Origin of the sequence: Methylopila musalis, from assembly GCF_042679725.1 — a bacterium.
GTDB lineage: Bacteria > Pseudomonadota > Alphaproteobacteria > Rhizobiales > Methylopilaceae > Methylopila > Methylopila musalis.
On the sequence record NZ_JBHTMX010000011.1, the window covers coordinates 13,960 to 38,408 of the forward strand.

Consider the following 24,449-nt stretch of genomic DNA (forward strand, 5'->3'; position numbering starts at 1 on the left):
CCACATTCCGATGTGTCGAGGGGAACTGTCGTGACGAAACGTATCGCTGTGATCGGCGCCGGACCGAGCGGTCTGGCCGTTCTGCGCGCCTTCGAATCCGCCCGCAAGGCCGGGGCCGATGTGCCCGAGATGGTGTGCTACGAGAAGCAGTCCAACTGGGGCGGCCTCTGGAACTACACCTGGCGCACCGGCCTCGACGAGTTCGGCGAGCCGGTCCACGGCTCCATGTACCGCTATCTGTGGTCGAACGGCCCCAAGGAGTGCCTCGAATTCGCCGACTACTCCTTCGAGGAGCATTTCGGCCGTCCGATCCCGTCCTATCCGCCCCGCGCCGTGCTGCATGACTACATCGCCGGCCGCGTCGAGCGTTCGGGCGTGCGCCAGTACTGCAAGTTCAATCACGCCGTCCGCGATGTGGACTTCGACGCCGCCACCGACAAATTCTCGGTCACCGTCACCGATCTGGTCGCCCAGCAGCGCTTCACCGAAGAGTTCGACTACGTCTTCGTGTGCAACGGGCACTTCTCCACGCCGAACGTGCCCTATTTCGAGGGCGTCGAGAAGTTCCTCGGCCGCGTGCTGCACGCCCACGACTTCCGCTGCGCGGACGAGTTCGCCGGCAAGCATGTGCTGATGATCGGCTCCAGCTACTCGGCGGAAGACATCGCCACCCAGTGCCACAAGTACGGAGCGGCGCGCATCACCTTCAGCTACCGCACCAAGCCCATGGGCTTCGAGTGGCCGGAAGGCTTCGAGGAGAAGCCGCTGCTGACCAAGGTCGTCGGCCGCACCTGCTACTTCAAGGACGGCAGCACCGCCGACGACGTGGACGCCATCGTGTTCTGCACGGGCTACCAGAACCACTATCCGTTCCTGCCCGACCACCTGAAGCTCGTCACCCGCACGAGCCTGTATCCCGGCAACCTCTACAAGGGCATCTTCTGGGAGCAGAACCCGAAGCTGATGTATGTCGGCGCCCAGGATCAGTTCTACACCTTCAACATGTTCGACGCCCAGGCGTGGTACGCCCGCGACGTGGTCCTCGGCCGCATCACGCTGCCGGACTACGACACGATGCACGCCGACAGCGAGGCGTGGGTGGCCCGCAACGGCCAGCTCGAGAACGCCGAGCAGATGATCGACTTCCAGACGGATTACGTCCGCGACCTTCTCGCCGCGACCGACTATCCCCATCTCGACGTCGACACGGTGGCGCGGCTGTTCAAGGAGTGGGAGCACCACAAGGCTGAGGGCATCCTCACCTACCGTGACCGCGCCTACCGCTCGGTCATCACCGGCACCATGGCGCCCTCGCACCACACCACTTGGATGAAGGCGATGGACGACTCGCTGGAGGCCTTCCTCAACCAGCCCGGCCAGCAGGCGGCCGAGTAAGGCCGCCGTCCGACGGTCTCGGCTGACGCGCGCGTCGGCCGGACCGTCGGGACCTGTCGTTGAAGGGGACGCGATCGAAGATCGATCGCGCCGCCCGCGTCCGCGCGGCCGGAGCCTCCCCAGCCCTGATCCTTGGGAGAGCACGTCATGGACGCCGTCTCGTCTCCGTTTCGCCTGACCACCTTCGTCGCCCGCGGCGGCGAGGCGGTGGCGTTCGAACTCGCCGCCGGCGACCGGTGCCGCATCCTCGATCCCGAGGGCCGCCAGCCGGGCCTGCTGTTCGTGGCGGGCGAGGGCGCGATCGACGCGGGGCTCGTCCCCGCATCCGAGGACGGCCCAGAGGCCGCCGCCGCCCGCGCCGCGCTCGCCGCCCGCGGGGCGGATGTCTCGAAGCTCGCCGGCTTCCGCCTGTTCGCCGAGGATTCCGCGCCGGGCGTCGAACTCTCCTTCGTGGCGCAGGGCGCGGCCTTCGTGGCGCTCGCGCCCGCCGGCTCCCCCATGGACCCGGACCAGCAGACGCCGCCGACCGAGCTGAAGGTCGAGATCGAGACCGTGACGCCCGCGGCCGGCCTCGCGCCCCAGCCGCTGGCGGAGCCCAAGCTCGACCTGCGGGTGCGGGCCGCCACCGCCGAGGCCTACCGCGTCAAGGCCGGCGACTACATCCAGATCATCGACGTCGACGGCAAGCAGTGCTCCGACTTCCTCGCCTTCGACGCCGCGGCGCTGGAGCGGGGCAAGGAGTTCGGGCTCGACCCGACCGTGACCCGCACGCTGATGGCCACCGCCAATCCCGGCCCCGGCCTGCACTCCAAATACTTCGACGCGCGCATGACGCCGCTGGTCGAGATCGTGCGCGACACCGTCGGCCGCCACGACGCGTTCCTGCTGGCCTGCTCCGCCAAGTATTACGAGGACATGGGCTATCCGGGGCACGACAACTGCACAGACAACTTCAACCGCGTGCTCGCGCCCTACAATGTGGAGCCGCGCGCCGGCTGGCCGGCGATCAACTTCTTCTACAACACCTTCGTCGGGCCGGACGACTCCATCGGCATGGACGAGCCGTGGTCGCGCCCCGGCGACTATGTGCTGCTGCGCGCGCTGACGGATCTCGTCTGCGCCTCATCCTCCTGCGCGGACGACATCGACGTCGCCAACGCGTGGGCGCCCTCCGACATCCATGTGCGCGTCTATGACGCCTCCGAAAACTTCTCCAAAGGCATCGCCCACCGCATGACCCCCGACGCCGAGCCGAGGCTGACCCGCGAAAGTGGGTTCCACCCGCGCACCTCCGCGCTGACGCGCAAATTCGTCGAGTATCGCGGCTTCTGGCTCGCGGACTGCTACTCCGACGAAGGCCCGATCGCCGAATACTGGGCCTGCCGCGAGCGCGCCGCGATCATGGACCTGTCGCCGCTGCGCAAGTTCGAGGTGCTCGGCCCCGACGCCGAGGCGCTGATGCAGCTCGCCGTCACCCGCGACATGAAGAAGCTCGCGGTCGGGCAGGTGGTCTACACCGCCATGTGCTACGCCCACGGCGGCATGATCGACGACGGCACGGTGTTCCGCCTGGGCGAGCACAATTTCCGCTGGATCTGCGGCGACGACTATTGCGGCGTCCATCTGCGCCAGCTCGCCGCCGAGCACGGGCTGAAGGCCTGGGTGAAGACCTCCACAGACCAGCTCCACAACGTGGCCGTGCAGGGCCCGCGCTCCCGCGACATCCTGAAGGAGATCGTGGTCACGCCGCCGCACCAGCCCTCCATGGCGGAGCTGAAGTGGTTCCGCTTCACCATCGGCCGGATCGCGGGCGTTCCCGTGGTGGTCTCGCGCACCGGCTACACCGGCGAGCTCGGCTATGAGGTGTGGTGCCATCCGGACCAGGCCCCGGCGGTGTGGGACGCCATCACGGCGGCCGGCGAGCCGCACGGCCTGAAGCCGCTCGGCCTCAAGGCGCTCGACATGGTGCGCATCGAGGCGGGCCTCGCCTTCGCGGGCTACGAGTTCTGCGACCAGACCGATCCGTTCGAGGCCGGCATCGGCTTCGCGGTTCCGGCGAACAAGACCGATCCTTATGTGGGCGCCGAGGCGCTGAAGCGCCGCCGCGAGGCGCCGTCGAAGAAGCTCGTCGGCCTCGACGTCACCGGCGCCGAGCATGTGGGCCACGGCGACAGCGTGCATGTGGGCCGCGCCCAGGTGGGCGTGATCACCAGCGCCACGCGCTCGCCCGTCCTCGGCAAGACCATCGCGCTGGCGCGGCTCGACGTGACCTGCGCCGAGATCGGCGGCGCGGTCGAGATCGGCAAGCTCGACGGCCAGCAGAAGCGCATTCCCGCGACCGTGGTGGGCTTCCCCCATTACGACCCCGAGAAGACCCGCGTGCGCGCGTAAACTCTCTCCCCGACGGCGCGATCCTCCTGAGGCGTGGAGCCATCCGGCTCCGCGCCTCTCTTTTTCGTGAACGCTAGACCAAGGTCGCGGTGATCCACCGACCCTACGCGCTATTTCCCCGTCCGCTTCCCGCCGTCGCGGGAAGACGTTCACGGACGACGGAGATTGGCATGCACGTCACGATCGAAAACGCTCAGGCGGCCATCGCGGCCGCGATCGCGAAGGCGCGGGAGACCGACACCTTCATGTGCATCGCCATCGTGGATTCCGGCGCGGACCTGAAGGCGTTCCACCGCATGGACGACGCCTGGGTCGGCTCCATCGACATCGCGATCAAGAAGGCCAAGACGGCGGTGTTCTTCGGCATGCCGACCGGCGAGATCGGCAAGCTGTCCCAGCCGGGCGGCTCGCTCTACGGCATCGAGCACTCCAACGGCGGACTCATCACCTTCCCCGGCGGCCTGCCGATCGTGGACGAGGACGGCGTGATGGTCGGCGCGATCGGCGTCAGCGGCTCGTCGGTCGAGAACGACCACGCCGTCGCCACCGCCGGCGCCCAGGCGATCGGCTCCACCGACCTGCCGAGCCACCCCTGGCGCACCTGACCGACCGGCTTTCGATCACTTCGCCGGTGGGCAAGCGCAAGCGAACACCATCGTCATGCCCGCGCCTTCGCGCGGGCATCCACGACTAAAACGGTTACGTTGTCACGAGCGGCCAAGTCGTGGATGCCCGAGACAAGCTCGGGCATGACGATGATTTGCTGGAGCCGTGGTTCCGAATGTCACCTAAGCGCCTGATCGAGGTCGGCGATCAGGTCGGCCACGTCCTCGATGCCGACCGACAGCCGCACCACCTCCGGCCCTGCGCCGGCCGCCGCCTTCTTGGCGTCGTCGAGCTGGCGATGGGTGGTGGAGGCGGGGTGGATGATCAGCGAGCGGGTGTCGCCCACATTGGCGAGGTGGGAGAACAGCTTGACGTTCTTCACCGTCGCCACGCCTGCGTCATAGCCGCCCTTGAGGCCGAACGTGAGCACGGCGCCCGCGCCGAGCGGCGAATATTTCTGCGCCAGCGCGTGGTACGGGCTCGACTTCAGCCCCGCGTAGCTCACCCACGCCACGTTGTCGTGCGCCTCCAGATGGCGCGCCACCGCCAGCGCGTTGTCGCTGTGGGCGCGCAGCCGCAGCGGCAGGGTCTCGATCCCCGTCAGCAGCAGGAAGGCGTTGAACGGCGACAGCGCCGGCCCGAGATCGCGCAGCGACAACGTGCGCACCGCGATGGCGAAGGCGAAGTTGCCGAAGGCGTCGCCCAGCACCAGCCCGGCGTATTCCGGCCGCGGCTCAGTCAGGAACGGGTAGCGGCCGCTCGCCTTCCAGTTGAAGGTCCCGGCGTCGACGATGATCCCGCCGAGCGAATTGCCATGGCCGCCGAGGAACTTGGTGGCCGAATGCACCACGATGTCCGCGCCGTGCTCGATCGGGCGGATCAGGTACGGCGTCGCCAGCGTGTTGTCGACGATCAGCGGAACGCCGGCCGCCTTGGCCACTTCCGAAACCGCCGCAAGGTCGGTGATCCCGCCGCCGGGATTGGCGATCGACTCCACGAAGATCGCCTTGGTCTTCGGCGTCACCGCGCGGCGGAACGCCTCCGGGTCGTCGCCGTCGGCCCAGACCACGTTCCAGCCGAAGCTCTTGAAGGCGTGGCTGAACTGGTTGATCGACCCGCCATAGAGCTTTGTGGAGGCGATGAACTCGTCGCCGGGCTGCAGCAGGGCGTGGAACACCAGCAGCTGCGCCGCATGGCCCGAGGCGACCGCCAGCGCCGCCGCGCCGCCCTCAAGCGCGGCCACCCGCTCCTCCAGCACCGCGTTGGTGGGGTTGGTGATGCGGCTGTAGACATTGCCGAAGGCCTGCAGGCCGAACAGCGCGCCGGCGTGGTCCACGTCCTCGAACACGTAGGACGTGGTCTGGTAGATCGGCGTGGCGCGGGCGCCGGTCGTGGGATCCGGCTGGGCGCCCGCATGCACGGACAGGGTGGCGAAACCGGGCGTCGGCGCGGAATCGGTCATCGGCGGGCGTCCTCCATCATTGTTGAGTGAGTTGATAGAGAAATAAATCGCCGGTCAATCGGTCGGGCGGAGGGGGGGCTTCGCCGGGCGCCTGTGATGGGAGAGCTGAAGTCTTTGTGGCGGCGGGCGCGGGTAAAGTCGTGGATGCCCGAGACGAGCTCGGGCATGACGGAGACGTGGTGTTTAAAATAGGCGTTGGAACGGGCCGACGTCCTAGTCCGCCACCGTTCAAACCCGTCATGCCCGAGCTCGTCTCGGGCATCCACGACTTCACGCGACGCGAAAGACTACGCGCCGAGGCCGCTCAGCCGTAACTTCAACGCCCCCAACGCAACGCACGCGTCACCCGCGCGGCGGGATGCGCAGCCTCGGGATCTGCATCTTCGGGCAGCGGTCCACGACCACGTCGAGGCCGGCGGCTTCGGCGCGCGCGGTGGCGGCGTCGTCGCGCACGTCGAGCTGGGTCCAGAGCGCTCGGGGCCGGGGATCGAGCGCCAGAACCTCGTCCACCACCGAGGCGAGGTGCTCGGAGGCGCGGAACACATCCACCAGGTCGATCGGGCGGGGGACGTCCGCCAGCCGGGCGTAGACCGTGCGGCCGTCGATCTCGCCGCCTGCCTGTCCCGGATTGATGGGAATCACGTCATAGCCGCGCTCCGCGAGGAAGCGGGCCACGTAGAAGCTCGGCCGCGCCGGATTGGGGCTCGCGCCCACCACGGCGATGGTGCGCGCTTCGGTGAGCACGCGGCGGATGAGGTCGTCGGGGGCGTCCTTGGTCATGGGCGCGAGCTTACGCGGCCCGCCCTGCGCTTCACAACGGCGCGCGGGCGGGGCGGACGGCTTTCCGCCGCGCCCGCGGCGCCCCATCTTGGCGGCCATGAAAACCGTCCTCGTTCTCGCCGTCGCCGCAGCCCTCGTCGCAAGCCCCGCCGCCGCAGAGGCTCCCCCGAAGCCCTCGGCCGCCGCGCTGCCGGCCGAAGCGACCAAGCGCGCCACCGTTGGCACCCACGACGACACGCTGGCCTATGCGGTGCGGGTGGAGGCGGTGCCGCTGTCGAACCCCAAGGGCGAGAAGCAGGCGGAGGTGGTGGTCACCGCCTACACGCTGGAGCGGACCGATCCCAAGGCGCGGCCGATCACCTACCTGTTCAACGGCGGGCCGGGGGCGGCCTCCGCCTATCTCCATTTCGGCGGCGTGGGGCCGAAGCGGCTGCCCTTCGGCGGCGCCGAGAACGCGCCCTCCGACCTGCCGAAGCTGATCGACAATCCCGACACCTGGCTCGCCTTCACCGATCTGGTCTTCGTCGATCCGGTCGGGACCGGCTACAGCCGCGCCACGGGCGACGGCAAGGCGTTCTGGTCGGTGGAGGGCGATGTGGAGGCGCTGTCGCGGGTGGTGGCGAAGCATCTCGCCGCCCGGGACCGGCTGGTGTCGCCGGTCTATCTGGCCGGCGAAAGCTATGGCGGCTTCCGCATTCCCCGCATCGCCCGCAAGCTGCAGGAGAAGGATGGCGTCGGCGTCGCCGGTCTGATCGCCATCTCGCCGGTGCTGGATTTCGCCATTCGCGACGGCGAGAACACCTCGCCGCTGCCCTGGGTCACGGCGCTGCCGTCGCTCGCCGCCACGGTGCGTGAGCGCAAGGGGCCGGTGGCGCGGGGCGATCTCGCCGACGTGGAGACCTACGCGACCGGCGAGTTCCTTGCGGACCTGATGAAGGGCCCCCGGGACGGCGCGGCGGTCGGCCGGCTCTCCGCCCGGGTCGCCGAGCTGACGGGCCTCGACGCCGAGCTGGTGCGGCGCCTGAACGGCCGCGTCGACATCCGCACCTTCGTACGCGAGATCGGCCGGGCGGAGGGCAAGGTCGGCTCGCTCTACGACGCCAACGTCACAGCCTACGATCCGTACCCGTCCGCCGCCCGCGCCTCGTGGGACGATCCTGTGCTGGATGGCTCCATGGCGCCGCTGACGCGGGCCGCGGTGGACTTCTATGGCCGGGAGCTGGGCTTCAAGGTCGACAACCGGCGCTACGAGCTGATCTCGTCCGAGGTCAACCGCGCGTGGAGCTGGGGCCGGGGCCAGTCGCTTCCCGAATCCGCCGGCGCGCTGCGGGAGGCGCTGGCGGCCGATCGCCACCTGAAGGTGCTGGTGGCCCACGGCGCCACCGATCTGGTGACGCCCTACATGGAATCGAAGCTGGTGCTGGACCAGATCCCGGCCTTCGGCGACGCGGAGCGGGTGAGGCTCGCGGTCTATCCCGGCGGCCACATGTTCTACAGCCGCGACGCCTCCCGCGCGGCCTTCACCAACGACGTGCGCAAGCTCTACGGCGTGGAGGATTGAGCGTGACGCGGTTGGTCACGCGCTGAAGCGCGTGTTCCAACCCGTGTGACGCCAGACAAACCCAGCGCCGTCATGCCCGCCGCAGGGCGGGCATCCACGACTTTCGGCGATGCGAAAGCCTGAGGGCCTTACGCATCGCACGCTGGCCCGCGCCGGACAGGCGTCCCGAAAACCTCTTCGTCGGCATCAGCCGCCGAGCGGGTCTTTGCGGTCTTCCGGCAGCTCGTCGGACGGAACCGGCGGCGGGGCGGTGACCGCCTGACGCGGGTCGAGCTTCAGCGCGGCGACGACGCCGAGCGAGGCGAAGGCGAGGAACACCCAGCCCGAAAGCGCGCCCACCGCGACGCCGGCGATGGCCTCGCCCGTGACCGCGCCGAGCGCCGTCATGGCGCCCCAGCCGAGCATGACCCCGCCGACGACCATCTCCACCGCCTCGCGTCCGCTGAAGCCGGTGAGCGAGAAACGGCCGGACGCGACCGCGCAGGCGAAGGCGCCGAACAGGAAGCCGAAGATGATGACCACGTGCTCGCTGGCCTCGATCCGCTGGATCAGTGGGATCACGAGGCCGCCGACGCCCGCGTCCAGCCCCGGCAGGTGGACTGGCGTCAGGCCGAGCAGGGTGGCGAGCGCGCGGGCCACCGTCGCGCATTCGGCGATCAGGCCGAGCGGCTCGGCGGCGGCGTAGCTCGCGGCCACCAGCGCGCCGAGCAGCGCCCCGGCCCAGACCGCCGGCCACGGCTCCACCAGAATGCGCACCGCGAGCGAGCGCCGGTCCGGGCCGATGTCCGGCCGGTAGCGCCACAGCAGGCCGATGCAGAGCGCCACGACCGCAAGCTCCAGCGCCAGCGTGGTCCAGAGCCCGATCCCGAGTTCGCCCGGAAGCCACGGCCGCGGCGCGTGTCCGATCGCGACGTCCCAGCTCCACGGCCAGCTCATCAGCCCGAGCACGAAGCCGAGGAAGGTGGCGGCGAGCGCCGGCGCGGCCACCAGCGAGCCTTCGCTCAGGCGGCGCAGATGCACCATCACGCCGCCGCGGGCCACGACGGAGCCCACGCCGAACACGAAGGCGGCCACCGGCAGCAGCCAGTCCACCGGCCCGATGCGGGCGTTCGCGGGCGGCGACAGGCCGAACGTCGCGAACCCGCCCAGCGTCAGCGTGGCGGCGACCGCAAGCGCGGCGAGAAAGCCGGTCAGCTGCCGCCCGTCGCCCAGCATCATCAGGTCGCGCCACGCGCGCACCAGCGACAGCTCGCCCCGCTGCAGCGCGATCCCGAACACCACCCCCGCCACCAGCGCCCAGCTGCGCTCGCCGAAGCGGCCGTCCGCGACGGTGAGCGCCGCGCAGGCGAGCGCGGCCGCCAGCATCACGGCCGCGGCGGTCCACGGCCGCGGCTGCGACAGGTGTTTGAGGATAAGCGGCCGCGTGGTCACGCGGCGGCGGCTTCTTCCAGCGAGGCGCTGGCCTCGAGCCACTGCTCCTCGGCCTCCGCCATGGCGCGCACGCACTCGGCGCGCTTGGCGCCCAGGGTCGCGGCCTTCTGGGGCCTGTCGGCGAACCCGCCGCCCGCCTCGAGCTCGGCGTCGATGCGGTCGATCTCCGCCGCGCAGGACGCCATCAGCTCCTCGAGCTGCGTCACCTTCTTCTTCAGCGCGCCGAGGTCCAGCCGCTTCGGCGCCGGCTCGGACGACTTGCCCGAGCCCTTGCCGGCCTTCTTCGGCTTGGCCGCGTCGGAGAGGATGTAACGGCGGTAGTCGTCGAGATCGCCCTCGAACGCCTTCACGCCGCCGTCGCCCACCAGCCACAGCCGGTCGGCGGTGGCGTCGAGCAGGTGGCGGTCGTGGCTGACGAGGATGACCGCGCCCGGAAACTCGTTCAGCGCCTGCGCGAGGCTCTCGCGGCTGTCGATGTCGAGATGGTTGGTCGGCTCGTCGAGGATCAGCAGGTGCGGCGCGTGGAACACCGCGAGGCCGAAGGCGAGGCGGGCCTTCTCGCCGCCCGACATCTTCTCCACCTTGGTGTTGGCCTTGTCGGCGGGGAAGCCGATCTGCGCGGTCTTGGCGCGCACCTGCGCCTCGTTCGCGGTCGGCATCTTGGCGCGGATGTGGTCGTAGGGGCTCTGGTCCACATGCAGGTCCTCGACCTGATGCTGGGCGAAGAAGCCGGCCAGCATCTTCTCGGACTTGTTGACGCGGCCCTCCTGCGGCGCGAGGCGGCCCGCCAGCAGCTTGGCGAAGGTGGACTTGCCGTTGCCGTTGGAGCCGAGCAGCGCGATGCGGTCGTCCGGATCGATGCGCAGGTTCAGCTTGTGCAGGATGGTGCGGTCGCCATAGCCGACCGAGACGCCGTCCAGCGCCACCAGTGGCGGCGCCAGCTCCCGCTCGGGATCGGGAATGCGGAACGGCACCACGCTGCTTTCCACCACGGCGTTGATGGGCTGCATCTTGGCGAGCCGCTTCATGCGCGACTGGGCTTGGGTCGCCTTGGAGGCCTTGGCCTTGAAGCGGGCGATGAAGGCTTCGAGGCGCTTGCGCTCCTCGTCCTGGGCCTTGGCGGCCTTCTGGTCCAGCGCCAGCTTCTCGCGGCGCATGCGGTCGAAGGCGTCGTAATTGCCCTTCCACACGTTCAGCTTGCCGTTGTCGAAGTGGAGGATGTGGTCCACCGAGGCGTTCAGCAGGTCGCGGTCATGGCTGATGACTAGCACCGTGCGCGGATACTTCGCCAGATAGTCCTGCAGCCAGAGCGTGCCTTCGAGATCGAGATGGTTGGTGGGCTCGTCCAGCAGCAGCAGGTCGGGCTCGGAGAACAGCACGGCGGCGAGCGCCACGCGCATGCGCCAGCCGCCCGAGAAGTCGGAGCAGGGGCGCTGCTGCGCCTCGTCGTCGAAGCCGAGGCCGGACAGGATGCGCGCCGCCCGCGCCGGCGCCTCATAGGCGTCGATGTCGATCAGCCGGGTCACGATGTCGGAGATGCGGTCCGGGTCGGTCGCGGTCTCGATCTCCGTCATCAGCGCGGCGCGCTCCACGTCGGCGGCGAGCACCACGTCGATCAGCGCCTCGGGGCCGGACGGCGCCTCCTGCGCCACGCGTCCGAGACGCAGGTTCTTCGGCATGGAGACGTCGCCGTCGTCGGGCGCGAGTTCGTTCGCCAGCACCTTGAACAGCGTGGTCTTTCCGGTGCCGTTGCGGCCCACCACGCCCACGCGGGCGCCTTCGGGCAGGAAGGCGCTGGCCTTGTCGAGCAGGACGCGGCCGGCGACGCGGCAGGTGATGTCGGTGATGTTGATCATGGCGCGCCCCTTGTGCCGCGCGGCGCGCAGACCCGCAAGAAGAAGCGCGGCCGAAGACGTCAAACCAGTGACATCTCCGCAGGGCAGGTAGGAACGGTTCCAGATTCCGGCGCGCCCTGCGCCCGCGAAAGGCCCGACGCCATGACCCGCGCCCCAACCGCCGCCGAAGCCGCGCCCGCCCGCGCCGCCACGATCAGCAGCAGCAGAAGCGCCGCGACCGCCGCGGCGCCGAGCCCCGCCAGCACCTCGCCGAGCGAGGCCACATGGTCGCCGATGCGCAGGAGCGGTTCGTTCATGATGGGGATACGCCGGACAGGTGACGGGACGCGCCCCGGAGCGGGACGCCACGTCACAACATGCTTCGGAACAAATAAAGAACATGTTGACGCTTGGACCGCAAGGGCCTATTCGCCCCCGGTCTCGTGTCGTTTTCAGCGCCTGTGGTCCCCATGTCCGTCGCGCCGCTCGTTTATCTTCCCGATCCCAAGCTCCGTCTGGTGAGCGCGCCGGTGGAGCGCGTGGACGACGAGACGCGCGCGCTGATCGAGACCATGTTCGAGACCATGTACGACAGCGCCGGCATCGGCCTCGCGGCGATCCAGATCGGCGTGGCGAAGCGCGTGGTGACGATCGACCTCGCGGGCAAGGACGAGGCGCCGGCGCCGCTGGTGTTCGTCAATCCCGAGATCGTGGCGGCATCGGAGGAGACGCAGGTCTATGACGAGGGCTGCCTCTCGATCCCCGATTACTACGAGGAGGTGGAGCGCCCGGCGGAGGTGACCGTGCGCTACCTCGACCGCGACGGCGCGGCGCAGGAGATGGCCTGCGACGGCCTGCTCGCCATCTGCATCCAGCACGAGATCGACCATCTCAACGGCGTGCTGTTCATCGACCACATCTCGAAGCTGAAGCGCGACCGGGTGGTCAAGAAGTTCGAGAAGGCGCGCGCCGTCGGCCAGCTGCCGTCCTTCCCCCGGCGCGAGCGACGCGGGGACGAGGCGGCCGAGGCCTGATCCCGGCGATCCGCCAGACGGTGAGGGGCCCATGCGTCTGATCTTCATGGGGACGCCCGATTTCGCGGTCCCCACGCTGTCCGAACTGGTGGGGCAGGGCCACGACGTCGCCGCGGTCTACACCCGCGCGCCGCAGCCGGCGGGGCGCGGCATGGAGCTGCGCAGGAGCCCGGTGCACGCGCTGGCGGACGGCTTCGGCCTGACCGTGCGCACGCCCGCCTCGCTGAAGGGCGAGGACGCGCTGGCGGAGCTCGCCGGGTTCGGCGCGGAGGCGGCGGTGGTGGTGGCCTATGGCCTGATCCTGCCCAAAGCCGCGCTCGACCTGTTCCCGCTCGGCGCCCTGAACCTGCATCCCTCACTGCTGCCGCGCTGGCGCGGCGCCGCCCCGTTGCAGCGGGCGGTGATGGCGGGCGACGCCGAAACCGGCGTCATGGCCATGCGCATGGAGGAGGGGCTCGACACCGGCCCGGTCGGCATGGCCGAGCGGGTGACGCTCGGGCCGGACGAGACCGCCGGCGAGCTGCACGACCGGCTGAGCCGGCTCGGGGCCGATCTGATGGGCCGGGCGGTGTCGGCGCTCGGCCGCGGCGGGCTCGTGTTCCGGCCGCAGGGCGAGGGCGGCGTGGCCTACGCCGCCAAGATCGACAAGGCGGAGGCGCGCATCGACTGGACGCGGCCCGCCCGCGCGGCCCACGACCACATCCGCGGCCTGTCGCCGTTCCCGGGCGCGTGGTTCGAGTTCGAAGGGCCGCGCGGGCCTGAGCGGGTCAAGGTGCTGCGCTCGACGCTCGCCGACGGCCGCGGCGCGCCGGGCGAGGTGCTGGACGACCGGCTCACCGTCGCCTGCGGCGAGGGGGCGGTGCGGCTGGTGACGCTGCAACGCGCCGGCAAGGGCGCGACCGACGCGGCGGCCTTCCTCAACGGCGCCCGGCTCGCGCCCGGAACGCGGCTCGGCTGATGCCGCGCTATCGCCTGCTGGTCGAGTATGACGGCGCGCCCTTCGCGGGCTGGCAGCGCCAGACCAACGGCCCCTCGGTGCAAGGCGCGCTGGAGGCGGCGGCCTTCGCCTTTTCCGGCGAGACCGTGACCGTGAAAGGCGCCGGGCGCACCGACGCCGGCGTGCACGCCAGCGGGCAGGTGGCCCATCTCGACCTCGCCCGGGACTGGCGCCCGGGCACGGTGCGCGACGCCATCAACGCCCATCTCCGGCCCCAGCCGGTGGCGGTGCTGGAGGCGGCCTACGCCGGGGAGGAGTTCGACGCCCGCTTCTCGGCTCTCAGGCGGCATTACGTCTACCGGCTGGTGGACCGCCGCGCGCCGCTGGCGCTGGAGCTCGGCCGGGCGTGGCGCATTCCGCGCCCGCTCGACGTGGCGGCCATGGACGCGGCGGCCAAGCGCCTGCTCGGCCGGCACGACTTCTCCACCTTCCGCGCCTCCGAATGCCAGGCGTCGAGCCCGATCCGCACGCTCGACCGCTTGGACGTGACGCGGGAGGAGGGCGGCGGCGTCGCGGTGCGGACGCATGCCCGCTCGTTCCTGCACAATCAGGTGCGGTCGATGGTGGGCTCGCTGGTCCAGGTCGGGATCGGCCGCTGGAGCGCGGACGATCTGGCGGCGGCGCTGGCGAAAGCCGACCGCCGGGCCTGCGGGCCCATGGCCCCGCCCGACGGCCTTACCCTGTCGCAGGTGGATTACCCGGACTGACGCGCCGTCCGGGCGCGGCTCCGTTCGACGCCGCTCACTTGCATTCGCGGTCGATGCGGTCGAGCGCGGCGGAGATGCCGGCCAGCGAATAGGTGTCGGTGGTCACGTTGCCGCGAGCGGACGTGGTCTTGAGCGTCATGTTTCCGCCCGCGCCGCGCATGGCGCGCACCAGCTTGGCCTCGTCCTCCACCGACTGGGCGAAGGCGCCGTCCTCGCGCGCGTAGAGCTCGAACGAGCCGGCGCGGGGAATGGCGACCTCCACCTTGCTGTCGGCCTTGGCGCGGAATCCGATGATCACGCTGACCTCGTTGCGCACGTTCTCCCGCGGCCGGTTGGAGATGAACAGATAGGCCGGGTCGCGGTTCAGGCCGCCAGGCTTGCGCGCCGACGGCTGGGACAACGCGTAGCAGACCTTGCCGTTCTTGGCCGGGGCGGAGTAGGCGGTCCAGGCGTTGAACTTGCCGAGCTCCACCGGCTGCGCGGCCGGCGCGCCCTGCGCCAGCGCGCCCGACGACGCTCCGAGAGCCAGCGCGAGCGTGGCGAACAGGGCGGAGCGCAGGGGCTTGGTCATGGGTGTCGCTTTCAGTCTGTCCGCCGAGGGGCGCCGGCGGTTCAATGTCGAACATGCCGCGTCCGGGGGGCGCGCGCGGCGGTCAGGCGGAACCTACGGCAAAAGTTTATAAAATTTGATCATTTCCGGCAGCCCGGGATCACGCCATGGTCAGGGATTGGTGAGCCGCCCCGGACCGCGTACAACGGACGGGACGATCGGCCGGACGGCGCGGGGACGAAGGCGGGACGATGGGCGGGTGCGGGTGAACCTGACGGGTCCGGAGCGGATGGCGGAGCTTGTCCGCCGGGTGGCCTGCGCGCAGGACCGGGCCGCCTTCGAGGAGCTGTTCGATCATTACGCGCCCCGCCTCGCCTCCTACCTCCAGCGCCTCGGCGCCGACGAGAGCCTCGCGGAGGAGGTGACGCAGGACGCCATGCTGGCGCTGTGGCGCAAGGCGGCGCTGTTCGATCCGGCCAAGTCCTCCGTCAGCACCTGGCTGTTCCGCATCGCCCGCAACCGCCGCATCGACCTGCTGCGCCGGGCTGGCGGAACCGCCGTCGATCTCGACGACGCCATCCGCCTCGCCTGCGACGCGCCGAAGCCCGACGCCGAGATCGCCGACCGGGAGCGCGACATGCTGGTGCGCCGGGCCATGACCGATCTGCCCTCCGACCAGCAGCGCCTCGTGCGGCTCGCCTTCTTCGAGGGCCTGTCCCACAGCGAGATCGCCGCCCATCAGGGCCTGCCGCTCGGCACCGTGAAGTCCCGCATCCGGCTCGCCTTCGGCCGTCTTCGCCGACGGCTCGGAAGCGACGGGATCGCCGACGCCAACTGACGGGGAACCCCCATGAAAGCCGTCCTGTGCTCCGAACTCTCGGGGCCCGCAGCGCTGACCTTCGCCGATCTGCCCGCGCCCGAGCCCGGCCCCGGCGAGGTGGTGGTGGACGTGGCCTTCGCGGCGCTGAACTTCTTCGATACCCTGATCACCGCCGGGCGCTACCAGACCAAGCCCGCGCTGCCGTTCTCGCCCGGCGGCGAGATGGCGGGCGTGGTGGCGAAGGTGGGCGACGGCGTCGAGGGCGTGAGGCCGGGCGACCGGGTCGCGGCCTATCTCGGCTACGGCGCCTGCCGGGAGCAGGTGGTGGTCCGCGCGGAGGCGCTGACGCCGGTGCCGGACGCGCTGCCGCTCGACAAGGCGGCGGGGATCATCATCACCTACGGCACCACGCTGCACGCGCTGGCCGACCGGGGCGAGCTGAAGCCCGGCGAGACGCTCGCGGTGCTCGGCGCGAGCGGCGGCGTGGGCCTTGCGGCGGTGGAGATCGGCAAGCGGCTCGGCGCCCGCGTCATCGCCTGCGCGTCGTCGGCGGACAAGCTCGCCTTCGCCCGGGAGCGCGGCGCGGACGAGGGCGTCGACTACGCCCGCGAGGATCTGAAGCTCCGGCTGAAGGAGCTGACCGACGGCCGCGGCGTGGACGTGGTCTACGACCCCGTCGGCGGCGACGCCACCGAGGCGGCGGTGCGGGCGCTCGCCTGGCGCGGCCGGCTGCTGGTGATCGGCTTCGCCGCGGGCGACATCCCGAAGCTGCCGCTCAACCTGCCGATGCTGAAGGGCGCGGACGTGCGCGGGGTGTTCTGGGGCGCGCACACCGAGAAGGAGCCCGACGCGCACCGGGCCGAGCTCGCCCGCATCTTCGCCTGGGCCGCCGAGGGCGCGATCTCCGCCCATGTGGACGCGGTGCTGCCCTTGAGCGACACCGCCGACGCCATCGGCCGCATCGCCCGGCGCGAGGCGCGGGGGAAGATTCTGGTCCGGGCCTGAGGGGCCTATCGCAGCCTGGACGGACGGCCGCGCTCCCCCTCACCCGGCGCTTCGCGCCGACCTCTCCCCGCCGGGGAGAGGTGACGGCGGTTCGGACGTTGCGCTCCAGAATGCGGGCGTCGCGCTTGGAGGCGTGACACGTGGAGGCTCGGAAGCCCGCTCCTTCACCTCTCCCCGGCGGGGAGAGGTCGGAGGGCGTCAGCCCTCCGGGTGAGGGGGCTCTCCGGATCCAGCGTCGTTCACAGCCGGTCGCGCAGGGCGAAGTAGCTCATAGCGGCGACGAGGATCGGCTTGCGCAGCCATGTTCCGCCGGGGAACGGCGGCACGGGCAGTCGCGCCAGCAGGTCGAAGCTCTCCAGCCGCCCGGCGACCGCGTCGGCGAGGATCTTGCCGAACAGGGGGCCGAGCAGCACGCCCTGTCCCGAATAGCCGGCGGCGGTCAGCACGCCGGGCGCGACCTCGCGCACGAAGGGCAGCCGCGTGGGCGTGACGCCCAGAACGCCGCCCCAGGCGTGCTCCAGCGCCACGTCCTTCAGCTGCGGGAACACCTTCAGGAGGTGCCCGCGCACGATCGGCGCGATGCTCTTCGGCAGGGTGGTGGAATAGGTCTCGCCGCCGCCGAACAGCAGCCGCCCGTCCGGCGTCGGGCGGAAGTAATAGACCACGAAACGGCTGTCGGAGACCGCGGCGCGGCCCGCCAGAACCTCGGTGAGCCGCTCGCCGAGCGGAACGGTGGTGGCGATGTGGTTCGCGATCGGCATCACATGGGCCTCGACCGCGGGCTCCACCCCCTCCAGCAGGCCGTCGGAGCAGATCAGCACCGTGTCCGCCTGGACCTCCGCGCCGTCGTCGCCGACCTGCAGCGTGTGGGGGCGGCCATGGACCAGCCGGCGCACCCGCGCGCCCTCATAGATGCGGGCGCCGGCGGCCTCCGCCGCGGCGGCGAGGCCCCGCGCCAGCGCCAGCGGATCGAGATGGCCGCCGTCGTGGTCCAGCGTGCCGCCGTAATAGGCGTCGGTCTTCACCAGCTCCCGGATGCGCTCCCGGTCGAGCGCCTCCATATGGGGGTAGCCGTAGACCTCCCGCAGCCGCTCCGCATAGGCGTGGGCCTCGGCGACGAAGCCCGGCTTGTGATCGGCGTGGATCAGGCCCGGCTCGTAGCGGCAGTCGATGTCGTGGCGGGCGATCAGCCCGCGCAGCAGCGTCTTGGCGTCCTCGGCCAGGCGCCACAGCTTGCGGGCGTCGTCGAGCCCCATCAGTCGCTCGAGCGCGTCCTGGTCGAGCCGCTGGCCGGGATGGACCTGACCGCCGTTGCGGCCCGAGGCGCCCCAGCCCACCTGCGCCTGCTCCAGCACCACGACCGAGACGCCGCGCTCCGCCAGATGCAGCGCGGCGGAGAGCCCGGTGAAGCCGGCCCCGATGATGGCGACGTCGGCGCGGGCGACGCCGCGCAGCCGCGGCCGGGGCGGCGGCGCGGGATTGACCGCGTCGTAATAGGAGCCGGCGGGAGGAAAGGCCGTCACGGACGCGGGCCTCACACGTTCAGCAGCAGATACTCCCGCTCCCACGGGCTGATGACGCGCATGAAGGTCTCGAACTCCGCCCGCTTGATCGCGCCGTAGGTGTTGATGAACGAGCGCCCGAACACGTCCGACAGCGGGGTGCAGTCCTCGAAGGCGGCCACCGCCTCCAGCAGGCCGCGCGGCAGGTCGTAGTCGAGCCCGTGGGCCGAGCCCTCGATCGGCTCGGACGGGGCGAGACCCTCCACCATGCCGAGGTAGCCGCAGGCGAGCGAGGCGGCGATGGCGAGATAGGGGTTGGCGTCCGAGGACGGCACCCGGTTCTCCACCCGGCGCGCGGCCGGGCTCGACGGCGGCACGCGGATGCCGGTGGTGCGGTTGTCGTAGCCCCACTGCACGTTGATCGGGGCCGAGGACTGGCGCGTCAGCCGGCGGTAGGAGTTCACGTAAGGCGCCATCACGCACATCACCGCCGGCAGGTACTTCTGGGTGCCGGCGAGGAAGGAGAAGAACTCCGACGACGGCTTGCCCTGCTCGTCGGAGAAGATGTTGCGGCCGGTCTCGGCGTCGGTCACCGACTGGTGGATGTGCATGGCCGAGCCGGGTTCGTTCGCGATCGGCTTCGCCATGAAGGTGGCGTAGATGTCGTGCTTCAGCGCAGCTTCCCGGATGGTGCGCTTGAACATGAAGACCTGGTCCGCGAGCGCGAGCGGGTGCCCGTGCCGCAGGTTGATCTCCATCTGCGCCGCGCCCTCCTCGTGGATCAGGGTGTCGATCTCGAGCCCCTGCGCCTCGGAGAAGTCGTAGATGTCCTCGAACAGCTCGTCGAACTCGTTCACCGCCGAGATCGAGTAGGACTGCCGCCCCGTCTCCGGGCGGCCCGAGCGGCCGATCGGCGGCTCCAGCGGGTAGTCCGGATCGGTGTTGGGCTTGACGAGGTAGAACTCGATCTCCGGCGCGATCACCGGAGTCCAGCCCTTGTGGCTGTAGAGATCGACCACGCGCTTCAGCAGCTGGCGCGGCGCCACCTCAACCGGACGGCCGTCGCGGTGGAACGCGTCGTGGATGATCTGGCCGGTGGGATCGGAGGCCCAGGGCACCACCGCGAGGGTGGAGAAATCCGGCTCCAGCACCACATCGCTGTCGGCCGGGTCGCCGCCGCCGATGGCGTCGTCGTCGGCGTAGCCGCCCGCGATCGTCTGGTGGAAGATCGAGGACGGCATGTTCATGGTGGGCGAGGCGAAGAACTTCGCCGCCGGCATGATCTTGCCGCGCGCGACGCCGGCCTGGTCCGGCACCACGCATTCGAGCTCCTCGACGCCGCGTTCGAGCACCCAGGCGCGCGCCTCCTCCAGCGTCGCCGCGCCGCGTCGGTCGGCGATCGCCTCCTTGAGGCTGTTGCGCTTCTTCTTGCTCATCAAACACCATTGTCGGTAAGGCGCGACGCGGGAGAAGAACCGCGCCGTCGCCGACCCAAGCCGGCTAAAGGAATGGCGCGACGGGCGTCGCGCCTGAGGCCCGCCCGGATCAGGTCGGTGAGGCGGAGAAAGCGGGCCCGTGTCCGGCCGCCGAAGCCGCCGGGCGCCCGTGTGCGGCGCCGCGCCAGCGTGCCCGAGCCCGCGTCCCAAATCAATCCGCTGCGGCGCCGCATCGAATTGATGCATGGCGCGTGATCGGGCAGAAACGGTTGTGCGCCGTCGCGGGCGCGGCTAGCCTTCCCACCAAAGCCGCCCGGCGCATGGGCGGCGTGCCTTGCGACAGGAGAGGCGACGCATGACGTCGAAACGTTTCGCGCTCACGCTTGCGGCGGTGGGCTTGGCGTTGGGGCTCGGCGGCGAGGCCTTCGCCCAGAGCAAGGAGGTCCGGGTCTACAACTGGTCGGACTACATCGACGAGCAGATCCTCAAGGACTTCGAGGCCGAGACCGGCATCAAGGTCGTCTACGACGTGTTCGACTCCAACGAGATCGTCGAGACCAAGCTGCTCACCGGCAAGACGGGCTACGACGTGGTGGTTCCGACCGCCACCTTCCTGTCGCGCCAGATCAAGGCCGGCGTGTTCCAGAAGCTCGACAAGTCGAAGCTTCCGAACCTCACCAACATCTGGCCCGAGATTTACCAGCGCATCGCCCAGTACGATCCGGACAACGCCTATTCGATCAACTACATGTGGGGCACCACCGGCATCGGCTACAATGTCGACAAGGTGAAGAAGGCGCTGCCCAACGCGCCGCTCGACAGCTGGAAGCTGGTCTACGATCCCGAGAACCTGAAGAAGCTGAAAAGCTGCGGCGTGATGCTGCTGGACAGCCCGGAAGACCTTCTGCCCTCGGTGATGAACTATCTTGGCCTGAAGCCGGACCTCACCAATGTCAAGGATGTGGAGAAGGCCGCCGAACACCTTGGCAAGCTGAAGCCCTACATCACCAAGTTCCACTCGTCCGAATACATCAACGCGCTGGCGAACGGGAACATCTGCGTCACCGTCGGCTATTCAGGCGACATCTTCCAGGCCAAGACCCGCGCCGAAGAGGCCGGCAAGGGCGTGAACGTGGGCTACATCATCCCGAACGAGGGCGCGCAGCTCTGGTTCGACCAGATGGCGATCCCGGCCGACGCGCCGAACGTCGAGAACGCGCACATCTTCCTGAACTACATCCTGAAGCCTGACGTGGCGGCCAAGGCGTCGAACTACGTGTCCTACGCCAACGGCAACCTGAAGTCGCAGGAGTTCCTGGACGAGGGCGTCAAGACCAACCCCTCGATCTATCCGACCGCCGAGGTGCTGAGCCGGCTCTACACCGTGCCCTCGATCGAGGATTCGAAGGTGCAGCGCGCGCTCACCCGCGCCTGGACCCGGGCCAAGAGCGGCCGCTGACGCGCGGCCGCCGACGGCGCAGGCCGTCGCCGGGGGCGCCGGACGGCGCGTCCCCGGCGGCGGTCCCTCAACCACGGCGCCCGTCGCGTGAGACGGGCGCCGCTCGAGTGGCGTTCCGGCCCCGCCGCGACCGGGCCGGAACGCCCGTTCGCCTGACGTCTCGCCTCGTTTCCTGACACCGACGCCTTACTCTTCCGGGACACCGTCATGGCGCTGAAGCCCGCCCAGAAAGCCCTCGGCCCGATCCGGCGCTCGTTTGCGCCCTGGCTCGACCCTTCCGCCGTCCCGCTGATCCGCTTCGAGAACGTGACCAAGCGGTTCGGGGACTTCGTCGCGGTGAACGACGTCTCGCTCGACATCCACCAGCGCGAGTTCTTCGCGCTGCTCGGCCCCTCGGGCTGCGGCAAGACCACGCTGATGCGCATGCTCGCAGGCTTCGAGCAGCCGACCTCCGGCCGCGTCACGCTCGGGGGGCAGGACCTCGCGGGCATGCCGCCCTACCGGCGGCCGGTGAACATGATGTTCCAGTCCTACGCGCTGTTCCCCCACATGAGCGTGGAGCAGAACGTGGCCTTCGGCCTGAAGCAGGACGGGCTGCCGAAGACCGAGATCGCCGAGCGGGTGGCGGAGATGCTGAAGCTCGTGAAGCTGGAGAGCTTCGCCGGCCGCAAGCCGCACCAGCTTTCCGGCGGCCAGCGCCAGCGCGTGGCGCTCGCCCGCGCGGTCGCCAAGCGGCCCAAGGTGCTGCTGCTGGACGAGCCGCTGGGCGCGCTCGACAAGAAGCTGCGCGAGGAGACCCAGTTCGAGCTCATGGACCTGCAGATGGAGCTCGGCCTCACCTTCCTGATCGTCACCCACGATCAGGAGGAGGCCATGACGGTGGCCGACCGCATCGCCGTGATGAACCACGGCAAGCTGGTGCAGGTGGCGACCCCCGGCGACATCTACGAGCAGCCGAACAGCCGCTACGTGGCGGACTTCATCGGCGACATCAACATTCTGGAGGCGAAGGTCGCGGGCGCCTCGCCGGCCGGCCTGTCGCTGGCGGTGAAGGACCCGGCCGTCACGGTCGAGGTCGCCGCCCCCGAGGCGCTCGCCGCGACCGGCGCCGAGGTCGCCTTCGCCATCCGGCCGGAAAAGGTGCGCATCGCCATCGAGCCGCCGCCGCCGGAGGCCACCAACGTGCTGAAGGGCGAGGTGTGGGACATCGCCTATTTCGGCGACTGGACCAAGTTCCTGGTGAAGCTCGACGGCTCCGAGACCATCATGCGGGTCAGCCGCGCCAACGCCACCCGCACGGAGAGCGCGCCCATCGCCTGGGACGACAAGGTGCATGTGTGGTTCGCGCCGGACGCCGGCGTGCTGCTGACGGCCTGAGGGGGCGCGACCATGGCCGATCCCAAAGCCGCCGGCTCCAGTTCCCTCGGCCGCTGGGCCGTCATCGGCACGCCCTATCTGTGGCTGCTGGTGTTCTTCCTGGCGCCGTTCTTCATCGTGCTGAAGATCTCGCTGTCCGACACCACCATCGCCCAGCCGCCTTACGAGCCGCTGCTGGACCTCAGCCTCGGCTGGCAGGGCGTGACGGACTGGTGGAACGGGCTCGACTTCGAGAACTACTGGCTGCTGACCGAGGACGAGCTCTACTGGTTCTCCTATGTGTCGAGCCTGCGCATCGCGGCGATCTCCACCGTGCTGATGCTGCTGATCGGCTATCCCATGGCCTACGCCATGGCGAAGGCGCCGCGCGGCATCCGCCCCGCGCTGGTGATGGCGGTGATCCTGCCGTTCTGGACCTCGCTGCTGATCCGCGTCTACGCCTGGATCGGCATCCTGAGCCCGGAGGGGCTGCTCAACGCCCTGCTGCTGAAGATCGGGCTGATCTCCGAGCCGCTCTACATCATGAACACCGAGACGGCGGTCTTCATCGGCATCGTTTATTCGTACCTGCCGTTCATGGTGCTGCCGCTCTACGCCAGCCTCGAAAAGCTCGACCACACGCTGCTGGAGGCGGCCTCCGATCTCGGCTCGCCGCCGTGGAAGTCGTTCTGGCAGATCACCGTGCCGCTCTCGCTGCCGGGCGTGGTGGCGGGCTGCTTCCTGGTGTTCATCCCGGCGGTGGGCGAGTTCGTGATCCCGGACCTGCTCGGCGGCTCCGACACGCTGATGATCGGCAAGACGCTCTACAACGAGTTCTTCTCCAACCGCGACTGGCCGGTCTCCTCCGCCATCGCCGTGCTGCTGCTGCTCGTGCTGGTGGTTCCGATCGCGATCTACCAGAACGTCCAGTCCCGCGAAGTGGAGGCCAAGTCGTGACCCCCGCTGGCGCCGATTGCGCGGAGGCGCGCCGATGACCAAGGGACTGTCCGCCGTCAACATCGCGGCGCTGACGCTCGGCTTCGCCTTCCTCTACCTGCCGATCGTCATTCTGGTGCTGTACTCGTTCAACGACAGCCAGCTGGTGACGGTCTGGGGCGGCTTCTCCACCCGCTGGTACGTGTCGCTGCTGCACAACGAGCAGCTGCTCGAGGCCGCCTGGGTCACGGTGCGGCTCGGGCTGCTGTCGGCGACCGTCGCCACCGTGCTCGGCACGCTCGCGGCCGTCACGCTGACGCGCATGGGCCGGTTCCGCGGACGCACGCTGTTCTCCGGCATGGTCTACGCGCCGCTGGTGATGCCCGAGGTCATCACGGGCCTCTCCATGCTGCTGCTGTTCGTGGCGATCGGGCTCGACCGCGGCTTCCTCACGGTCACCATCGCCCACGTCACCTTCTCCATGTGCTTCGTGGCGGTGGTGGTGCAGTCGCGGCTGGTCAGCTTCGACCGCAGTCTGGAGGAGGCGGCGATGGACCTGGGCTGCCCGCCGTTCCGCACCTTCTTCGTGGTGACGCTGCCCATCATCCTGCCGGCGGTGGTGTCCGGCTGGATGCTCGCCTTCACGCTCTCGATCGACGATCTGGTGATCTCGCAGTTCACCACCGGCCCCGGCGCGACCACGCTGCCGATGCGGATCTACTCGTCGGTGCGGCTCGGCGTGAAGCCCGAGATCAACGCCGTGTGCTCGATCCTGATCGGGCTCGTCACCATCGGGGTGATCGCGGCCTCGATCGCCACCAAGCGGGCGGAGAACGAGCGGCTGAAGGCGGAGCGGGCCGCCGCCGCCGGGCGCTGAGGCGGGATCAGGGCGCGGGCGTCGCGTCCGAGCGCCGGTCGGAGCCGAGCGGGTCGAGGCGCAGCTTCGGATCGTCGATGCGTCCGCGCACCCGCGCGGGGATCGCGCCGCCGTCGGTGACGGCGAGCACGCCCGCGAGGTTCAGGCGACCAGAGGTCAGGTTCGCGTCGCCCGCGAGCCGCAGTTCGGCGGAGGGGCCGCCGAGCCGCAGGTCCTCGGTGCGGGCGACGCCGCCCGCGACCGTCACGGAGCCTTCGGCGGTGCGCACCTCGATCCTGCCGCCGAGGCCGAGCAGCGCCAGCGCCCGGG

At 70.1% G+C, this 24,449-nt stretch carries 22 protein-coding genes; 13 read left to right on the plus strand and 9 right to left on the minus strand.

The features are described 5' to 3' along the window. The first annotated feature begins 30 nt into the window (after positions 1-30). From ACFQ4O_RS03200 to ACFQ4O_RS03210, 3 genes are all read left to right on the plus strand, one after another. A complete protein-coding gene (locus tag ACFQ4O_RS03200) occupies positions 31-1,395 on the plus strand; it encodes an NAD(P)-binding domain-containing protein (RefSeq protein ID WP_378774199.1) in 1,365 nt (454 codons plus the stop codon). A gap of 147 nt (positions 1,396-1,542) precedes the next feature. Then, the gene (locus ACFQ4O_RS03205) at positions 1,543-3,786 is read left to right on the plus strand and encodes a DUF1989 domain-containing protein (protein ID WP_378774200.1); all 2,244 of its coding nucleotides are present in this window, start codon (positions 1,543-1,545) and stop codon (positions 3,784-3,786) included. 170 nt (positions 3,787-3,956) lie between these two features. Beyond that, positions 3,957-4,391 (plus strand): GlcG/HbpS family heme-binding protein, encoded by a 435-nt coding sequence (locus tag ACFQ4O_RS03210; protein WP_378774201.1) that lies wholly within the window; start codon positions 3,957-3,959, stop codon positions 4,389-4,391. Positions 4,392-4,570: 179 nt separating this feature from the next. On the opposite strand, the gene ACFQ4O_RS03215 is transcribed toward ACFQ4O_RS03210, so the two are convergent. Both ACFQ4O_RS03215 and ACFQ4O_RS03220 read right to left on the minus strand, forming a co-directional pair. After that, positions 4,571-5,854, minus strand: coding sequence for an O-acetylhomoserine aminocarboxypropyltransferase (locus ACFQ4O_RS03215; RefSeq protein ID WP_378774202.1), 1,284 nt, complete (start codon positions 5,852-5,854; stop codon positions 4,571-4,573). A 342-nt stretch (positions 5,855-6,196) separates the two neighbouring features. Further along, positions 6,197-6,634, minus strand: a complete 438-nt coding sequence (locus ACFQ4O_RS03220) for a CoA-binding protein (RefSeq protein ID WP_378774203.1) — start codon at positions 6,632-6,634, stop codon at positions 6,197-6,199. 97 nt (positions 6,635-6,731) lie between these two features. Between ACFQ4O_RS03220 and ACFQ4O_RS03225 the strand changes: the two genes are divergently transcribed. Then, complete coding sequence (locus tag ACFQ4O_RS03225; RefSeq protein WP_378774204.1) at positions 6,732-8,195, plus strand: S10 family peptidase; 1,464 nt, start codon at positions 6,732-6,734, stop codon at positions 8,193-8,195. Positions 8,196-8,381: 186 nt separating this feature from the next. On the opposite strand, the gene ACFQ4O_RS03230 is transcribed toward ACFQ4O_RS03225, so the two are convergent. The 3 genes from ACFQ4O_RS03230 to ACFQ4O_RS03240 are packed head-to-tail and all read right to left on the minus strand — an operon-like array spanning position 8,382 to position 11,778. Continuing rightward, positions 8,382-9,626 (minus strand): YeeE/YedE thiosulfate transporter family protein, encoded by a 1,245-nt coding sequence (locus ACFQ4O_RS03230; protein WP_378774205.1) that lies wholly within the window; start codon positions 9,624-9,626, stop codon positions 8,382-8,384. Beyond that, positions 9,623-11,482 (minus strand): ABC-F family ATP-binding cassette domain-containing protein, encoded by a 1,860-nt coding sequence (locus ACFQ4O_RS03235; protein ID WP_378774207.1) that lies wholly within the window; start codon positions 11,480-11,482, stop codon positions 9,623-9,625. Before ACFQ4O_RS03235 ends, ACFQ4O_RS03230 begins: the two co-directional genes overlap by 4 nt. A 59-nt stretch (positions 11,483-11,541) precedes the next feature. After that, positions 11,542-11,778: a hypothetical protein gene (locus ACFQ4O_RS03240; RefSeq protein ID WP_378774208.1), complete on the minus strand. Its 237-nt coding sequence runs from the start codon at positions 11,776-11,778 to the stop codon at positions 11,542-11,544. Between the two features lie 153 nt (positions 11,779-11,931). Between ACFQ4O_RS03240 and def the strand changes: the two genes are divergently transcribed. The 3 genes from def to truA are packed head-to-tail and all read left to right on the plus strand — an operon-like array spanning position 11,932 to position 14,199. Beyond that, positions 11,932-12,495 (plus strand): peptide deformylase, encoded by a 564-nt coding sequence (gene def / locus ACFQ4O_RS03245; protein WP_378774209.1) that lies wholly within the window; start codon positions 11,932-11,934, stop codon positions 12,493-12,495. A gap of 31 nt (positions 12,496-12,526) precedes the next feature. Further along, positions 12,527-13,453: a methionyl-tRNA formyltransferase gene (fmt, locus tag ACFQ4O_RS03250; RefSeq protein WP_378774210.1), complete on the plus strand. Its 927-nt coding sequence runs from the start codon at positions 12,527-12,529 to the stop codon at positions 13,451-13,453. Continuing rightward, on the plus strand, positions 13,453-14,199 hold the full coding sequence (gene truA / locus ACFQ4O_RS03255) for a tRNA pseudouridine(38-40) synthase TruA (protein WP_378774211.1): 747 nt from the start codon (positions 13,453-13,455) through the stop codon (positions 14,197-14,199). Before fmt ends, truA begins: the two co-directional genes overlap by 1 nt. A gap of 34 nt (positions 14,200-14,233) precedes the next feature. Here the strand turns inward: truA and ACFQ4O_RS03260 are convergent, their stop codons facing one another. Beyond that, a complete protein-coding gene (locus ACFQ4O_RS03260; protein ID WP_378774212.1) occupies positions 14,234-14,770 on the minus strand; it encodes an invasion associated locus B family protein in 537 nt (178 codons plus the stop codon). A gap of 268 nt (positions 14,771-15,038) precedes the next feature. On the opposite strand from ACFQ4O_RS03260, the gene ACFQ4O_RS03265 reads away from it, so the two are divergent. Further along, positions 15,039-15,587 (plus strand): sigma-70 family RNA polymerase sigma factor, encoded by a 549-nt coding sequence (locus ACFQ4O_RS03265; protein WP_378774213.1) that lies wholly within the window; start codon positions 15,039-15,041, stop codon positions 15,585-15,587. Between the two features lie 12 nt (positions 15,588-15,599). After that, positions 15,600-16,574: an NADPH:quinone oxidoreductase family protein gene (locus ACFQ4O_RS03270; RefSeq protein ID WP_378774214.1), complete on the plus strand. Its 975-nt coding sequence runs from the start codon at positions 15,600-15,602 to the stop codon at positions 16,572-16,574. Between the two features lie 239 nt (positions 16,575-16,813). Here ACFQ4O_RS03270 and ACFQ4O_RS03275 read toward each other — a convergent pair whose 3' ends face one another. Then, entirely contained in the window at positions 16,814-18,097 is a 1,284-nt protein-coding gene (locus ACFQ4O_RS03275) for an NAD(P)/FAD-dependent oxidoreductase (protein WP_378774215.1), read from the minus strand. An 11-nt stretch (positions 18,098-18,108) separates the two neighbouring features. Beyond that, on the minus strand, positions 18,109-19,512 hold the full coding sequence (locus tag ACFQ4O_RS03280; RefSeq protein WP_378774216.1) for a glutamine synthetase family protein: 1,404 nt from the start codon (positions 19,510-19,512) through the stop codon (positions 18,109-18,111). 355 nt (positions 19,513-19,867) lie between these two features. Here ACFQ4O_RS03280 and ACFQ4O_RS03285 point away from each other — a divergent pair, with 355 nt between their 5' ends. The 4 genes from ACFQ4O_RS03285 to ACFQ4O_RS03300 all read left to right on the plus strand — a co-directional run bounded on the left by ACFQ4O_RS03285 (position 19,868) and on the right by ACFQ4O_RS03300 (position 24,140). Continuing rightward, a complete protein-coding gene (locus tag ACFQ4O_RS03285; RefSeq protein ID WP_378774217.1) occupies positions 19,868-20,971 on the plus strand; it encodes a polyamine ABC transporter substrate-binding protein in 1,104 nt (367 codons plus the stop codon). A 207-nt stretch (positions 20,972-21,178) separates the two neighbouring features. Next, on the plus strand, positions 21,179-22,348 hold the full coding sequence (locus ACFQ4O_RS03290; protein WP_378774218.1) for an ABC transporter ATP-binding protein: 1,170 nt from the start codon (positions 21,179-21,181) through the stop codon (positions 22,346-22,348). A gap of 12 nt (positions 22,349-22,360) precedes the next feature. Next, positions 22,361-23,284 carry an ABC transporter permease gene (locus ACFQ4O_RS03295; RefSeq protein WP_378774219.1) on the plus strand — a complete coding sequence of 308 codons (924 nt, stop codon included), beginning with the start codon at positions 22,361-22,363 and terminating at the stop codon, positions 23,282-23,284. 34 nt (positions 23,285-23,318) lie between these two features. After that, positions 23,319-24,140 (plus strand): ABC transporter permease, encoded by an 822-nt coding sequence (locus ACFQ4O_RS03300; protein WP_378774220.1) that lies wholly within the window; start codon positions 23,319-23,321, stop codon positions 24,138-24,140. 7 nt (positions 24,141-24,147) lie between these two features. Here the strand turns inward: ACFQ4O_RS03300 and ACFQ4O_RS03305 are convergent. After that, on the minus strand, positions 24,148-24,449 hold a 302-nt coding region (locus ACFQ4O_RS03305), incomplete at its 5' end, for an AsmA-like C-terminal region-containing protein (protein WP_378774221.1).

Coding starts and splice junctions, on each gene's coding strand:
- def (WP_378774209.1), top strand. CDS start 11,932: ATGTCCGTCGCGCCGCTCGTTTATCTTCCCGATCCCAAGCTCCGTCTG.
- ACFQ4O_RS03235 (WP_378774207.1), bottom strand. CDS start 11,482: ATGATCAACATCACCGACATCACCTGCCGCGTCGCCGGCCGCGTCCTG.
- ACFQ4O_RS03220 (WP_378774203.1), bottom strand. CDS start 6,634: ATGACCAAGGACGCCCCCGACGACCTCATCCGCCGCGTGCTCACCGAA.
- ACFQ4O_RS03270 (WP_378774214.1), top strand. CDS start 15,600: ATGAAAGCCGTCCTGTGCTCCGAACTCTCGGGGCCCGCAGCGCTGACC.
- ACFQ4O_RS03215 (WP_378774202.1), bottom strand. CDS start 5,854: ATGACCGATTCCGCGCCGACGCCCGGTTTCGCCACCCTGTCCGTGCAT.
- ACFQ4O_RS03280 (WP_378774216.1), bottom strand. CDS start 19,512: ATGAGCAAGAAGAAGCGCAACAGCCTCAAGGAGGCGATCGCCGACCGA.
- ACFQ4O_RS03290 (WP_378774218.1), top strand. CDS start 21,179: ATGGCGCTGAAGCCCGCCCAGAAAGCCCTCGGCCCGATCCGGCGCTCG.
- ACFQ4O_RS03240 (WP_378774208.1), bottom strand. CDS start 11,778: ATGAACGAACCGCTCCTGCGCATCGGCGACCATGTGGCCTCGCTCGGC.
- ACFQ4O_RS03285 (WP_378774217.1), top strand. CDS start 19,868: ATGACGTCGAAACGTTTCGCGCTCACGCTTGCGGCGGTGGGCTTGGCG.
- ACFQ4O_RS03210 (WP_378774201.1), top strand. CDS start 3,957: ATGCACGTCACGATCGAAAACGCTCAGGCGGCCATCGCGGCCGCGATC.
- fmt (WP_378774210.1), top strand. CDS start 12,527: ATGCGTCTGATCTTCATGGGGACGCCCGATTTCGCGGTCCCCACGCTG.
- ACFQ4O_RS03225 (WP_378774204.1), top strand. CDS start 6,732: ATGAAAACCGTCCTCGTTCTCGCCGTCGCCGCAGCCCTCGTCGCAAGC.
- ACFQ4O_RS03295 (WP_378774219.1), top strand. CDS start 22,361: ATGGCCGATCCCAAAGCCGCCGGCTCCAGTTCCCTCGGCCGCTGGGCC.
- ACFQ4O_RS03300 (WP_378774220.1), top strand. CDS start 23,319: ATGACCAAGGGACTGTCCGCCGTCAACATCGCGGCGCTGACGCTCGGC.
- truA (WP_378774211.1), top strand. CDS start 13,453: ATGCCGCGCTATCGCCTGCTGGTCGAGTATGACGGCGCGCCCTTCGCG.
- ACFQ4O_RS03260 (WP_378774212.1), bottom strand. CDS start 14,770: ATGACCAAGCCCCTGCGCTCCGCCCTGTTCGCCACGCTCGCGCTGGCT.
- ACFQ4O_RS03205 (WP_378774200.1), top strand. CDS start 1,543: ATGGACGCCGTCTCGTCTCCGTTTCGCCTGACCACCTTCGTCGCCCGC.
- ACFQ4O_RS03265 (WP_378774213.1), top strand. CDS start 15,039: ATGGCGGAGCTTGTCCGCCGGGTGGCCTGCGCGCAGGACCGGGCCGCC.